Here is a 13,137-nt window from a genome sequence, read left to right as displayed (position 1 = left end):
ATTTCGTGATTTGGAATTGCTGTATTTCGATATTTATAAATACAGATATTTCCGTATTTTTCTGAACTTTGCTCAGAAACACAATCGCTGTTGTATTTTTGATAGACCGAATTAATTCGGTACGCCAGTGATCCGAAACCAGAGACACTCCGTTTGCTTGAAATCTTGGCGCTGTTATTTTCCTTGCCGTGGTGATTTCGTCTTTCTGTTAAGAAGAAGGGAATATGACATGAAGCAATACTGGATGGCGGCTTCCATGCTGCTGGCGATGGCGTCCGGTGCTGCCGCCGCCGATCTCGGTTCCAAGGCGCCGGTTGTCGTCGCGCCGGGCGCTTCCCCGATCGCGACCTGGACCGGCCTCTATCTCGGCGTCACGGCCGGTGGCGGATCGGCTGCAGTCGATCACACCGACGCGTATCTCGACTTTCAGGGCAAGAGTTCCGTCAAAGTCATGTCGTGGATGGCCGGCGGCACCGTCGGTTACAACTGGCAGGTCAAGTCGTTCGTCCTCGGCGCCGAAGCGGACTTGAGCTATTCCGGTTTCGATAAGAAATCGACGATGTACTATGGTGGTGTTTTGCTTCAATCCAAGATGAATTGGTTCGCAACCACTCGCCTGCGCGCCGGCGTCACCTTGGACAATGTCCTGATCTATGCCACGGGCGGCGCCGTGGTGGCGAATGTCGAGCACACCTCCGAGTGGAGCGCCTCCAACCTGTGCGGAAAGGCCAAAGACTACGTGTCTTGCGTGGACAAGAACCAGCTCGGCGCGACCTTCGGCGGCGGCATCGAGGCGATGTTGCTGCCGAACGTCAGCTTCAAGGCGGAATATCTGCGCCTTGAACTTCCCACGATCTCGACCACCGGCAAGGACGGCTACAAGCAGACCTGGAGCGACAGCGCCAATATCATCCGCGCGGGCGTGAACTACCGCTTCTGACGCGAACGATCGCGATCCGACATCGGCATCCTGCAGGTTCCGGATCGGATCGGCCGCGACACGGACATGCGAGCAGTCCCGGCGATCGGGACGGAGGGGTGGCCTCCGTCCCGATCGAATCGACGGGCCCCGAGCGGCATCGACCGGCGGGGCTTTCTTTTTTGGCAAGGCAGCTGCCACATGGCCGGCGCTTCGGCCAGCCTTGTGGATCGAGCGCATTCGCGCCGCCAGGCACCCGGCAGCCTCTCTTCCCCCCACTCTCGATGTCCACTAGGAAGAGGCGGTCGCACAGCCGAGGCGTGTCCGCGCGCGGCCCGGAGACGTCATCGGGCTCGCCTTGGATCCGAGGCAACCTCGACGGTTCCGCGCCGGCCGCTTCCGCCTTGCCGGGGGCAACGTCATCCCGTTGACGATCTGCGAGGGCCGATCGATGCCGTATAGCTCAATAGCCGGCAAGACCTGGATCGGTTCCAGAATCCCTGCGGCCGGAGCGGTACGTCGTGTCCTCGACATCGGCGTGGGCGTCGGTCGCTATTCCTCGCTTTTCAGAGAGCGGCATGCGGATGCCGAATGGGTCGGCGTCGAAATCTGGGCGCCCTATGTCGAGCAGTTCGGACTTGCGCAGAAATATGACCGGCTGATCATTGCCGACGCGCGCTGGGTCGATCTCGCGCGTCTCGGCCTGTTCGATGTGTGCTTCTGCGGCGATGTCCTCGAGCACATGTCGGCTTCGGACGCGCAAGAGCTTGTCGACCGGCTGCTCCCGCGCTGCCGGCTTCTCTTCATATCCATCCCCCTGGGCTTCTGCCCGCAGGGCTCGGTGTTCGACAACCCGTTCGAGCGCCATGTCGTCGAGGATTATTCCGACGAGCGCATCCGGGAGCACTTTCCGGCGGTCGTGGACGGCGCGGTCGAGACCCGCGGCGCCTGGACCATCGGCACCTACGCGCTGAGCCGGGACGGCGAGACGATCGCGGCCCTGCAGGCGCTCCGGGGGCACGACCGTTCCGAACCGCCCGGCGAGCGTCCGGGGCCGCCCTAATCGACGGCACCCGACAGGGGACATGCGGCCTGCCGCGCAGACCCGCACGCGCGCCGGGTGCGCGGCCGGCGGATGAATTCGGTAGCCTTGGTCTGAACCGTGACGGAGTCGTCGGTGGTTTCCGCGCTTGCCATTCTTTGCGCACGAAACGAGCGGGACCACGCTCTGCGCACCATCCGGCTTCTGATCGAAAGCAGGATCGACGTCGTTCTCATCGATCACGAGTCGACCGACGGCACCCGGGCCGCGGCGGCGGACCTTCTCGGCCGGGGCTTGCTGTCGATCGAACACCTGCCCTGGCGCGGGTCGTTTTCGCTGACCGACCAGCTGCGGATGAAGGCCGAACTCGGCCGGCAGGCGCCCCATGACTGGATCGTGCATGTCGACGCCGACGAATGGCTCTGCTCGCCGCATCCCGGCCAGTCCCTGCTGGAGGGAATTTCCGCCGCGGACGCAGCCGGAGCCAATGCGATCAATTTCGACGAGTTCGTGTTTGTGCCGACGGACCAGCAAAGCTTCGATGCGCGCACCTGCCACGAGGCGATGCTTCAGTACTACTTCTTCCAGCCATCCTATCCGCGCCTGATGCGCGCCTGGAAGCGCGATGCGGGCCTCGACAACCAGACCAGGGGCGGCCACAAGCTGACCGGCGCCGCGCTGAATCTTCATGGCCAAGACTTCATCCTGCGCCACTACATCGTCTTGAGCGCGCTGCACGCACAGGAGAAGTATCTCGGACGCCGCTTCTCCGAGGAGGACTGGCTCAAGGGCTGGCACCGCAGTCGTGCCCAGTTTCGACCCGAGGACCTGCAGCTGCCCCCGGCCGCCGAACTGCATCGCCTTCCGCATTGGACGTCGAAAGACTTCATCAAGACGGCGCCCCGGAAGACGCATTTCTGGAGCTGGACGAAGGCGTGACCGCCGGACCGCGGTCATCGGACCAGCGCCTTGCCGTCATTGGGCAGGCGCGACCGGCCCGGATGGGCGAGCACGAAGTCGTTGCCGGGGATGTGCGGGAAGCCGCGGAAATTGAGGGCGTTGCCGAAGCGGTCGCGGCAGGTGGCGAAGCGCTTGTCGCAGCCGGCCGTGACCGTGAAACCGTCGCCGGTGGCGATCGGCGCGGCCATCGGCTGCCAGAGCTCGAGCCTGGCCAGCCCCGCGGCGAGGTCGTGAAACTTGACCTCGACGGCGCGGCCGGCATTGGCGCCGCCGGTGAAGACGAGCCGGCCGCGATCGAACAGGCCGGCCGCGAAGGCGGCGAGCCCGGACGCCGTCAGGCTGCGCAGGCTCGAGGCCACGACGACCGTGCCGGTACCGCGCCAGCCGGCGGCGGCGAGATCGATGCCGCAGCGCCCGTCGCCGAACGCGGCGTCGCAGCGATGGCCGTAGAGCCGGCCGCGCGGCTGGTCGAGTTCGGCCGCAAGCCCGCGCAATTCGGCCCGGAAGGCGCCGTCGCGCTCGACGATCTCGCCGATGGTGGCGATGCGCAGCACGACATGCTCGGCCGGATCGCGCCAGTCGACCCGGGTCACCGTCACCCGCGCGCCGTCATAGAGCCCGGCGGCGATGTCGGCTTCCGCGATCGCCGCCGAGGCCAGCGCGCCGGAGACCTCCGCGCCACCGACGGACAGGCCCGCCGCGGCCACGTCCTCGCTCGATCCGAGCCCGCTCGCCGCCTCGTGGACGACGCCGTCGAGCGTGATCGGCCGGTCGTGATCGGTGAAGCCGAGCCGGACACCGTCGCGCCGGGTCAGCGTCCAGCAGGTGGCGAGCGTCGTCGCCGGGCTGGCGACATGGGCGGCAAGACCGGCGGAGAGCGTCTTCACGGGCGGATCTCCACCAGCGGCACGGACGGCGCCTGGCCGGCCAGGAAGCCGGCGACGTCGATGTCGAGCGCGTCGGTATCGAAGCGCACCGGCACATGGAAGCGGAACCCGGCCGTCACCGCCGCGCCCTCCGGCGGGATCGCGCCGGGCGCGAAGGTGACGCGGCCGGTCGCCGGATCGACCGAGAAATGCAGCCCCTCGGTCCGCTCGATCCCGCCGACCGCGACGCGGACCGAGCCCGCCACCGGCTTGGCGATGGACCGGACCCAGGCCGCCTCGCCCGTCCCGTAGGTCTTGGCGAGCGCGAAGACCGGCTGCGCGCCGGTGCCGGTGCCGATCGCCTGATCGAGCGGACCCGGCAGGGCCGACGGTAGGCAGGAACGGTCGTCCAGGCCGTCGCGGAAGCGAAACCCGATCAGCCGTCCGCGCCGCGCCTCGAAGAAGGCGACCAGTTCGGCGAGGTCGTCGAGGCTGCGCAGCCCCGTGCCGGCATCGTAGCGGCGGCGCGAATCGGCCCAGCGCTGGTTGCGCGATTCGAAGCCGGACGCGAGCGGCACGATATCGGTGCGCCGCTCCGGCCCGCCGCTCGCCCCGAAGGCGACCGGCGCCGGAAACAGCACCTCGTGGAAGGCGACTGGGGCCGTCATGGGCAAACTCCGCGTCAGATTTGATCTTCCTCAACGCCCGCCGCATTCCGCCGGGCTATCGATCGACCATCGACACCGCGCCCCGGCGCAGCCCTCGGGCGGCAGCGGGTGGGCCTCAAGATCAGCGCCGCGTCCGGATCCCGCGAGGCTCCGGAGACAAGCGACCCCAAGGGAGAGCCGATGACGCATACGCACAATGAACTGGCGGACCAGCTGCCCGACTTTGCCGATCGGATCCATGAACTGAAGCAGTCGGATCGGCATTTCGCCCGCCTGGCGGACGAATATCACGAGCTGAATCGCCAGGTTCATCGCATGGAAACCAATATCGAGCCGACAGCCGACGAAGAGATCGAAAAGGCCAAGAAGCAGCGGCTGAAACTACTCGACGAAATCCAGTCGATGCTGAGCGCTTCCCCTGCATCCTGAGCGCCGGGATCGATCGAAGACGAGAGATTGACGCGTTCGGGAGAAGCGGGCCGACTTCACTCGAAGCCGTCCCGTGATCCGAACACACCGGTGCCAGAGCCCCTCCTCGTTTGGCCCGGTGTTACAGCCCGCGCCGTCCCCGTCCGACGGCGCGGGCTAATTTCGTTGCGACGAGCCCCTCCGAGCGGCGGAAGCCCTCGATGTCCGGGGTCTCGATATGGACCGTCACCGAGACCGGGGCGCTACCGCCCGCCGCCGCGACGCCGAGCCGGCCGTCCGGCCCGCGCCTGAGCGGCATGATCGCCTCCGCGCCGGCCTCGCCCATCAGCCCGGTGCGCCCGCCGGCAAGCGGAAAATAGGTCGGCTGCGACACGATCCCGCCGGCCGCGAAGGGCATCACCCGTCCGCCGCCGAGGACGCCGCCGAGCCGGAACCCGGTCGCCGGCTTGAACAGGCTCGACACCGTGCTTTCCAGCCCCGACGTGATGCCGCCGGTGATCGGCGACAGGGCGCGGGCGAGCGAGGCATCGGACATCTGATAGGCGATCCCGCGCAGCACCGTGTCGAGCTCGCGCCCCTGGATCACCGCCCCCCGGAAGGCCGAGGACAGCGCCAGCCCGAAGCTGCGCGACAGGGTGCCGAGTTCGCCGAGCGTGCCGGCGAGCTGGTCGGAGGTGGCGGCGACATCGCCGAGGCTGTCGGTCATCGGATCAGATCTCCGCAAAAAGGGGGGGATGGCGGCCGCCCGGGAGGGAAGACGGCCGCCATCCGGGCCGCCCGCACGGGCGGGGCACCGGTCGGGGGGGACCGGCGCGCGGGCGGCAAGGGGAATCGGCCGGGCGGTGCTCCGGTCGGATACAGGGGGACGGGGCCGCGGGATCGGGGCCGCGGAGAACCGCGTCCCGGCGTTCAGGGACTCCGAGAATGCGATCCCGGATCCAAGCCCGGACAGCCCGGCCACGGGATCGAACACCCAATTTTGCACAGCCCATCAACGGGTTATCCCCTTCTCCCCCCAGGGGGGGGGAGAAGGTGGCCGAAGGCCGGATGAGGGGGGCCGATCAAGCGGCGCAATGTTGGACCGGCGGTTCGGACCAGGCGTTCGGGACCACGGGCGGGGAGCGATGCGGCCTGCAGCAGCCTGAACCGGAAATTCCGCAACTGTTTCAAGGTCCCGGCCCCTTCATCCGCCCTTCGGGCCCCGTCCCCCGTACAGGGGGCGGAGGGGATGGAGCCGAGCGATCGGCGGCCGGCTTTTTCACGATCCATCAACGGGTTAATCCCTTCTCCCTCCGAAGGGGGCGAAGGGGAAAGCCGGGAGACCGGCGCGCGGGCGGCCAGGGGATCGGCCGGTCGCGCCAGACCAGCAAAGTCGACCGGCGGGCTCAGCCGGGCGCCCGATCCGGATAGCGGGCCGCCAGGGTGGCGAGATCGGCGGCGCGCAGCGGCGCCGGCCCGACATGCGGGGCGAGCACGACCGACAATTCGCGTGGCGTCATCGCCCAGTAGGCGGACGGCGCCAGGCCGAGCCGGCCGACCACGAAGCTCAGGGTGTCGTCCCAGGGAAAGGGCTCGCCGCAAAAGGGCCAGCCGCCACCGACGACCCTCCTTCGCCGGCAGGCTGCGCCTGCCCGAAGGTCGCGGCCAGCAGGCGCCCGGCCAGCCCGGCCGCGCCGAGCGCACCGTCCTCGAAGCGCATGGCGGCCACGTCGAGATCGGTCACTGCCTCCCCGGCGCCGCGCAGCCCGGCCCCGATCAGCCGGATCAGGTCGAGCGCGGCGAGCCGCCCGGCGCCGAATCGCTCGCCGAGCGCGACCATGTCGGCGACCGAGAAGGCCGCCTCCAGCTCGGCCAGCGCGCCGAGGGTCAGGACCAGAATGCGCGGCCGGCCGTCGATCACGGCCTCGACCTCGCCCCGTCGTGCATTGGGCATCGGCTGTCTCCTCGTTGTTGAAAGTGGACTCGCATTGGCGGTCAGGGCGCCCGGGCGCGTCAGGCGGCCGTGAAGGTGATGGCGCCGGCCGATTCCAGGCCCATGTCCCAGCTGATCTCGCCCTCGTGGTCGCCGGCATAGTCGAGCGAGACCAGTTGGAACGGGCCTTCCAGCGTGCCGAAATCCGGCAGCACGATCTGCCAGGGGCGGATCAGGGCCTCGAAGAACAGGCGACGCACGGCGGCATCCGACGGCGCGTCCTTGAACACGCCCGCGCCGGAGACCGACAGCCGCTTGGCGGCGGCGCCGGCGAGCAGTTCGCGCCAGCGGTCGGGGCTGTCGGCATGGGTCACGTCGACGGCGCCGGTCGAGAAGGCGAGCCGGCGGCTGCGCAGGCCGGCGACGGTGACGAAGCTGCCGGTGGCGGTCTCGTCGAGTTTCAGGAGCAGGTCCTTGCCGGCCTGGACGGCCATGATGTCCCCCTCGGGTCAGGGCGCCTCGGTCACGGCGCGAAAGGTCAGGGTGGCGATGGCGGTGACGCGGTCGCGGGCGAGCCGCGCATCGCGCCGGTCGAGCCGCAGCGAGACCAGGCGATGGCCCGCCGGCGCCGGCGGCGTCTCGGCGAGCGACAGGTCGACCCGGTCGGCCAGGGCCAGCGCCTCGCGCTTGCCGCCGGCCCGCGACCAGGCCGAGACGACGATCTCGTGTTCGACGAGGTCGAGCCCGACGCCGCCGATCGGCCGGCCGGCGACCGTGTCGATCGCCAGATAGGGCAGCGCCGCGTCGCGCGGCGGCCCGTCATGGATGCGCCCGGGCCCGCCGAGCAGGGCCTCCAGGGCGGCATCCGCGACGAGGCGGGCGCGCAGCGCGGCCAGGAGTTGCGAACCGGCATCGTGGCTCATCGGGACGCCTCCTCGACCAGGCAGACGAGCCAGCGGCCGGTCTCGTCGGGATCGTAGGCGGCCAGGATGCGGAACCGGCGGTCGCCGAGCACGAGCCGGTCGCGGCTGGTCACCGCGGCGCGGCCGTTGAGCAGGATGCGGTGCGTCGCGGTGCCCTCGACATGGCCGGCGAGTTCGCGCTCACCCGCCCCGACCGGCTCGATCCCGGCGCGCAGCGTGCCGTCCGCGGTCCAGACCGTGTCGCCGGACGGTGCGGTCGCCGCCCGTTCGAGCGTCACGACCTTGGTGAGCCGCCCGGGGTGGAGGGACTTGGCCCCCGCCCTCACAGCCGCACCCGCCGCCAGGGCGCGATCAGCACCTCGACCTCGTCGGCGATCGCCGCCGGCACGATGCCGATCGTGGTGCCCTGCGGGTTCTCGAACCAGCGCGCGGCGAGCATCAATTGCGCCCGGCGCAAGGGCTGCGGCACGTCGACACCGGACAGGCCGAAGCCGACCGTCACGTCGATCTCGATGCCGTTGATCGCCACGCCGGGTGCCAGCACGGTGCCGGGCGCGAGCGCGATGCGCGGCGGATCGCCGGCCGTGTCGACCCGGTACTGCGCCGGCGCCAGTTCGGCCGGCATGCCGGAGGCGCCGTAGACGGTGATCCGGTCGACCGAGACGAGCGGCCCGAGCGGCAGCCGGACCATGCCGGAGGCCGGCCAGCGGTCGAGATAGAAGCGCCAGCCCTGCCGGATCATCAGCGTGCCGAGCCGGGATTCGATCAGGCTGCGGGCGGCGACCAGCAGCGCGGAGACGACCAGGTCGTCGTCGGAATGGTCGAGGCGCAGATGCGCCTTGGCCTCGGCGAGCAGAACCGGCTCGACGGCCGGCGGCGTGATGAGGGCGGCGGTCATGATCGCTCCGGAAGGTCAGGTGGCGAACCAGGGCGGGCGGCGCCGCGGTGCCGGCGCCGCGGGGATGCGGCGGTTCCCGCCCCCGGGGCGGCCGCCCGCCACCGCCCGGCGGGCGGGTGCGGGATCGCGGCTCCGGGGACGGGCGCGAGGGACGGTCGTGCGACCCGGCGCGTCAGCTGGCGCCGAACTTCATCAGCTTGATCGCGTCGAAATCCTGCATGCCGCCGCCGACGCGCTTGGTCGTGTAGAACAGCACGTAGGGCTTGGCCGAATAGGGATCGCGCAGCACGCGGATGCCGATCCGGTCGACGACCAGGTAGCCGCGGCGGAAGTCGCCGAAGGCGATCGCGAAGCTGTCGGCCGCGATCGCCGGCATGTCCTCGGATTCGGCGACCGGGAAGTTCATCAGCGTCGCCTGCGCGCCGGCCGCGGCCGGCGGCTGCCAGAGATAGGTGCCCTGGGCGTCCTTCAGCTTGCGGATCTCCGCCTGGGTCTTGCGGCTCATCACCCAATGGGCGTTCTGCCGGTAGCCGGATTTCAGCGCATAGACCAGATCGACCAGCTTGTCGGACGGGTTGGACGCCGCGAAGGCGCCGGAGACGCCGGTCGCCAGATAGCCGAGATTGCCCCAGCTCCAGGACGCATTGGCGACCTTGGTGTAGGCCAGGAAGCCCTTCGGCTTGGCCACGCCGTCGCCGGTCACGAAGGCGGTGCCCTCCTGCTCGGCGAAGGCCTGCTCGACCTCCTCGGCGATCCACTGGTCGATGTCGACGGCGGCATCGTCGAGCAGCGCGCCGGTCGCCGACGGCATGGCGTAGAGTTCCATGGTCGGGAAGGCGAGCAGCTGCAGCTGCGGGCTCGCGGTCTCCGGCCGCGACGCGGTCTCGGCGACCCAGCCGACCGCCGGCCCGGTCGGCGAGAAGGGCTTGTTGTAGACGGAGGCCGAGACCTGGCGGTTGCCCGCGATGGCGCGGATCGGCGACAGATCGCCGAGCCGGCGGGTCACCTCACGCTCGAGCTCGGCCGGCACCAGATAGCCGCCGTCCTGGTTCGAGCCGACCGACAGCGCCTTGGCCTCGATCTGCTTCAGGCCGGTCTCGACGCCGCCGCGGACATAGGCGTCGAAGGCGCGCTTGTGCTCGGTCGGCTCGGCGCGCCGGTCGTCATTGCCCGCGCCGAGGCGCGGCCGGGCGGCCTTGAGCGCCAGGTCGTCGACGAGCCGCTTCTGCTCGTCGAGCGCGCGGTCGATCCGGTCGAGCTTCTCGACCGTGACCACGTCGGGCGCGCCGCGGCGCTCCAGTTCGGCAAGCCGGCGGTCGTTGGTGTCGCGGAACGCCTCGAAGGCGCCCATGAAGTCCTGGAAGGCGAGCGTCACCTCGGCATCGACCGGGCGGGCGGCGGCGGGCGGAGCGGCGGCGGCCTTGGTTTCGGGAGCCGCGGTCTGGCAATCGGTCATCGCATACTCGTCGGGTTCGAGGGTCTCTGGGAAGCGTGGGGGGTGGGGTTGGCGGCCCGGTTCAGGGCCGGGTCATGGATCGGGCGGCGGCCCGGATGGTGCGGGCGAGCCGGAGGCCGTGCGGCGGCGCGGCGGTCTTGACCGCCGAGACGCGGGCGTCGGGCAGCATCGGGAAGGTGACCAGCGAGATCTCCCAGAGGTCGATCTCGATCAGGCGCCGGCGGGCGCTGCGCGGTTCCCGGACGGCCTTCACGGTCCGGAAGCCGATCGAGAGCCCGTCGAGCACGCCGGCGCGCAGCAGCGCCAGCGCCTCGCGCGCCCGGCCGATCTCGGGCAGCAACCGGCCCTTGACCCGCAGGCCGCGGCCGTCCTCCTCGACCGACAGCCAGCGGCCGATCGGTTCGGCCGGATCGTGATGCCAGAGCATCTTGATGCCGCCCGCGCCGCGCCGGGCGATCGAGGCCGCGAAGGCGCCGCGCTCGACCTGGTCGCCGGCGAGATCGACCGCACCGAACAGGCTCGCATAGCCGGCAAAGCTTCCATCCGGATCGACATCGGCGAGCGGCGCGACGGCCCGCTTCACCTCCGGCGCGGCGGCCAGACCCGCCATGTCAGGCGGCCTCCGCATCGCCGGGCTTGCGCCGGACGCGCACCCGCGCCCGGCGTCCGAGCGCCTCGGCGAAGCGGGCGAAGACGGACTGGTGGTCGGCCCGCGCGGGCCGGATCAGCGCGATCAGGGCGGTCATGCAACACCTCTTGGGGCTGGGAAGACGGATCGAAAGCCGCGCTCACGCCTCGTCGAAGACGCGGGTCAGCCGGGCGATCGCGGAAACGAAACGGATCGAAGGCCGCGCTCATTCCTCGTCGAAGACGCGCGTCAGCCGGGCGATCTCGGAAACGAAGTCGTTGAAGCGGCGGTTGGAGGCCGCCAGTTCCTTGCAGGTCCAGACGAGCAGCCCGCTCGCCCCCGACGCCCACAGAAACAGCGCCACATGCGCCAGGTCCCCACGCTCGGCGAAGACCGCAAAAAGCTCGTTCATGGCCACCTCTCTCGGCTTTGCGGCGCGCCCGCGCCTCTCCCCCAAGGGCCGGAAGGGGATGGAATCGAGGCCCCGACGGTCGCCTTTTCCCCCGATCCATCAACGGGTTCTCCCCTTCGCCCCCCCCAAGGGGGGAGAAGGTGCCCGAAGGGCGGATGAGGGGGTCGATCCCGCGTCAACACGATCAGCCCGCGGTCCGGCTCACCAGGTCGCCCGCCCCGACCCCGTCCCTACCCGCGCGGCCCGTAGCCGACGGCGGCGCGCTTCTCGTCCTCGGAGAGGAAGTCGGCGGCGGCGATGCGGGTCCAGATGCGGTCGCGGTCGGCGGCGAGCGCCTCGACGGCGTCGGTATCGTGGGCGAACCGGACCGGGCGGTCGGCCGGGCTCAGCCAGGCGGAGAGCGCATCGGCGGTGCGGGCGGCGAGCGGCAGCACGGTCTGGTGCCAGAAGGCGCGGTTGGCCTCCTGGTAGTTCGAATAGGTGTTGTCGCCCGGAATGCCGAGCAGCATGGGCGGCACCCCGAAGGCGAGCGCGATCTCGCGGGCGGCCTCGCGCTTGGCCTCGATGAAGTCGAGATCCTTCGGCGAATAGCCCATCGCGCGCCAGTCGAGCCCGCCTTCCAGGAGCAGCGGCCGGCCGGCATTGCGGGCGCCCTGGAAGCCCTCCTCCAGTTCCCGCTTCAGCCGCTGGAACTGGTCGTCGGTCAGATTGCCGCCATCCTTCGGCTGATAGACCAGCGCGCCGGACGGCCGGGCCGAATTGTCGATCAGCGCCTTCGCCCAGGCGGAGGCGGCGTTGTGCACGTCGAGCGAGACCTGGGCGGCCTCCAGCGGCGCCAGGCCGTAATGGTCGGAGAGCGGGTGGAACAGCGCGAGCTGCAGGATCGGCGGCGGCGCGCCGGGCCGGTCGGGGCGCAGGAAGCGATGGGTGCGCTCGCCGACCGTATAGTCCCAGGCCTCCGGCCAGCCCTCCGGCCCGGGCACCACGCGCACCCGGTCGGGGCGCAGGGCATGCAGTTCGCGTGGGACCCCGTCCACATCGACCCGCTCGATCCAGGCATTGCCGGCGACCAGCAGGTGCCCATAGACCGCCTCCATGAAGGCCCGGCCCGACTGGCCGGGATGCGGCCGCGCCAAGAGGTCGAGCAGCGGATGCGCGTCGAGTTCCGCCGCGCCGTCATAGGCGATCCAGGTCATCGAGGCCGCGCTTTCGGCGATCAGCCGCACCGACCGATGCACGACCGGATTGCGCAGGAAACCCTCGCGCGCCAGGGCCGCATAGTCGCGCGGCGTCCAGACCGGCCGGCCATGCGCCTGGAAGGCGATCAGCGGCGCAGTCCGCGACGCCTTGGTGTCGGCGGCGGCCGCGCGGCGGCGCAGCCCGGCAAGCCAGTCGAGGCGGGTCATGAACGTCTCCGAAGGATGGGGGAAACAGGGAAGCGGCCGCGTCGACGCCCGCGACATGGACAGCCCCCCGCGATGGCGCGGCCGCAACAGTCCCGGGTATGCGCATCAGTCCCGGGCTTGCGCATCAGTCTTGGGCTTGCGCATCAGTCGTGGGCTTGCGCATCAGTCGTGGGAGGCACACCCGATCCCCCCGGTCGCATCCCCGGACAAGGCCCGCAGGGCCGCCGATCCGGGGCCTACTCGCATCGCAGCAGCATCAAGATCACATGTATTGACAGGTACTTGTGGCGCGCTGCCAGCAGAGTAGGTCCCGGCTCTCCGCTGTCGCTCCGGCCGGGAATGCGGTGCGAGATGGTGCGCTCTGTCCCGGATCCGCGGGCGCGCCGAGATCTGCGTGGGCATGCCGAGATCTGTTCGCGCATCCTATGATCTCTGGGTGCATCCCACGATCCCCCGGTCGCATCCCCGGACAAGGCCCGAAGGGCCGCCGATCCGGGCCCCACTCGCCTCGCAGCAGCATCAAGATCGCGTTTAGCAACAAGCACTTGCGGCGCGCTGCCAGCAGAGTAGGTCCCGGCTCTCCGCTGTCGCTCCGGCCGGGAATGCGGTGCGAAATAG

18 protein-coding genes are annotated in these 13,137 nt (G+C 70.1%); 4 read left to right on the top strand and 14 right to left on the bottom strand.

Annotated features, from left to right (window positions below):
- The first annotated feature begins 229 nt into the window (after positions 1 to 229).
- The 3 genes from ABB55_RS21755 to ABB55_RS21745 all read left to right on the top strand — a co-directional run bounded on the left by ABB55_RS21755 (position 230) and on the right by ABB55_RS21745 (position 2,900).
- A complete protein-coding gene (locus tag ABB55_RS21755; RefSeq protein ID WP_054360690.1) occupies positions 230 to 940 on the top strand; it encodes an outer membrane protein in 711 nt (236 codons plus the stop codon).
- Between the two features lie 406 nt (positions 941 to 1,346).
- Complete coding sequence (locus ABB55_RS21750) at positions 1,347 to 1,982, top strand: class I SAM-dependent methyltransferase (protein WP_160321288.1); 636 nt, start codon at positions 1,347 to 1,349, stop codon at positions 1,980 to 1,982.
- Between the two features lie 114 nt (positions 1,983 to 2,096).
- Positions 2,097 to 2,900: a glycosyltransferase family 2 protein gene (locus ABB55_RS21745; RefSeq protein WP_160321287.1), complete on the top strand. Its 804-nt coding sequence runs from the start codon at positions 2,097 to 2,099 to the stop codon at positions 2,898 to 2,900.
- A gap of 14 nt (positions 2,901 to 2,914) precedes the next feature.
- Here ABB55_RS21745 and ABB55_RS21740 read toward each other — a convergent pair whose 3' ends face one another.
- Positions 2,915 to 3,808, bottom strand: coding sequence for a DUF2163 domain-containing protein (locus ABB55_RS21740; RefSeq protein WP_054360687.1), 894 nt, complete (start codon positions 3,806 to 3,808; stop codon positions 2,915 to 2,917).
- Positions 3,805 to 4,455 (bottom strand): DUF2460 domain-containing protein, encoded by a 651-nt coding sequence (locus ABB55_RS21735; protein WP_054360686.1) that lies wholly within the window; start codon positions 4,453 to 4,455, stop codon positions 3,805 to 3,807. Before ABB55_RS21735 ends, ABB55_RS21740 begins: the two co-directional genes overlap by 4 nt.
- Positions 4,456 to 4,563: 108 nt before the next feature.
- On the opposite strand from ABB55_RS21735, the gene ABB55_RS21730 reads away from it, so the two are divergent.
- Complete coding sequence (locus ABB55_RS21730; RefSeq protein WP_338053657.1) at positions 4,564 to 4,884, top strand: HP1242/YdcH family protein; 321 nt, start codon at positions 4,564 to 4,566, stop codon at positions 4,882 to 4,884.
- 121 nt (positions 4,885 to 5,005) lie between these two features.
- Here the strand turns inward: ABB55_RS21730 and ABB55_RS21725 are convergent, their stop codons facing one another.
- The 12 genes from ABB55_RS21725 to ABB55_RS21680 form a co-directional block, all read right to left on the bottom strand.
- Positions 5,006 to 5,590, bottom strand: coding sequence for a phage tail tape measure protein (locus tag ABB55_RS21725; protein WP_054360684.1), 585 nt, complete (start codon positions 5,588 to 5,590; stop codon positions 5,006 to 5,008).
- A gap of 679 nt (positions 5,591 to 6,269) precedes the next feature.
- Positions 6,270 to 6,425 (bottom strand): phage tail assembly chaperone, encoded by a 156-nt coding sequence (locus ABB55_RS29175; RefSeq protein ID WP_244472095.1) that lies wholly within the window; start codon positions 6,423 to 6,425, stop codon positions 6,270 to 6,272.
- Positions 6,426 to 6,430: 5 nt separating this feature from the next.
- Entirely contained in the window at positions 6,431 to 6,817 is a 387-nt protein-coding gene (locus tag ABB55_RS21720) for a gene transfer agent family protein (protein ID WP_054360683.1), read from the bottom strand.
- A gap of 59 nt (positions 6,818 to 6,876) precedes the next feature.
- Positions 6,877 to 7,290 carry a phage major tail protein, TP901-1 family gene (locus ABB55_RS21715; protein WP_054360682.1) on the bottom strand — a complete coding sequence of 138 codons (414 nt, stop codon included), beginning with the start codon at positions 7,288 to 7,290 and terminating at the stop codon, positions 6,877 to 6,879.
- 15 nt (positions 7,291 to 7,305) lie between these two features.
- The gene (locus ABB55_RS21710; RefSeq protein WP_054360681.1) at positions 7,306 to 7,719 is read right to left on the bottom strand and encodes a DUF3168 domain-containing protein; all 414 of its coding nucleotides are present in this window, start codon (positions 7,717 to 7,719) and stop codon (positions 7,306 to 7,308) included.
- Positions 7,716 to 8,045 (bottom strand): phage head closure protein, encoded by a 330-nt coding sequence (locus tag ABB55_RS21705; protein ID WP_054360680.1) that lies wholly within the window; start codon positions 8,043 to 8,045, stop codon positions 7,716 to 7,718. The genes ABB55_RS21710 and ABB55_RS21705 overlap by 4 nt, the downstream gene beginning before the upstream one ends.
- The gene (locus ABB55_RS21700; RefSeq protein ID WP_054360679.1) at positions 8,042 to 8,617 is read right to left on the bottom strand and encodes a head-tail connector protein; all 576 of its coding nucleotides are present in this window, start codon (positions 8,615 to 8,617) and stop codon (positions 8,042 to 8,044) included. The genes ABB55_RS21705 and ABB55_RS21700 overlap by 4 nt, the downstream gene beginning before the upstream one ends.
- Positions 8,618 to 8,789: 172 nt before the next feature.
- Entirely contained in the window at positions 8,790 to 10,073 is a 1,284-nt protein-coding gene (locus ABB55_RS21695; RefSeq protein ID WP_054360678.1) for a phage major capsid protein, read from the bottom strand.
- 61 nt (positions 10,074 to 10,134) lie between these two features.
- Positions 10,135 to 10,683: an HK97 family phage prohead protease gene (locus ABB55_RS21690; protein ID WP_054360677.1), complete on the bottom strand. Its 549-nt coding sequence runs from the start codon at positions 10,681 to 10,683 to the stop codon at positions 10,135 to 10,137.
- 1 nt (position 10,684) lies between these two features.
- Positions 10,685 to 10,819 carry a hypothetical protein gene (locus ABB55_RS31160; protein WP_262711578.1) on the bottom strand — a complete coding sequence of 45 codons (135 nt, stop codon included), beginning with the start codon at positions 10,817 to 10,819 and terminating at the stop codon, positions 10,685 to 10,687.
- A 108-nt stretch (positions 10,820 to 10,927) separates the two neighbouring features.
- Entirely contained in the window at positions 10,928 to 11,113 is a 186-nt protein-coding gene (locus tag ABB55_RS21685) for a hypothetical protein (protein ID WP_054360676.1), read from the bottom strand.
- Positions 11,114 to 11,343: 230 nt separating this feature from the next.
- The gene (locus tag ABB55_RS21680) at positions 11,344 to 12,519 is read right to left on the bottom strand and encodes a phage portal protein (protein ID WP_054360675.1); all 1,176 of its coding nucleotides are present in this window, start codon (positions 12,517 to 12,519) and stop codon (positions 11,344 to 11,346) included.
- Between the last annotated feature and the right edge of the window lie 618 nt (positions 12,520 to 13,137).

The organism is Prosthecodimorpha hirschii (assembly GCF_001305515.1).
Taxonomy (GTDB): domain Bacteria; phylum Pseudomonadota; class Alphaproteobacteria; order Rhizobiales; family Ancalomicrobiaceae; genus Prosthecodimorpha; species Prosthecodimorpha hirschii.
Note: the sequence above shows the minus strand (reverse complement) of the source record. Positions and strands in the feature narration are given on the sequence as shown.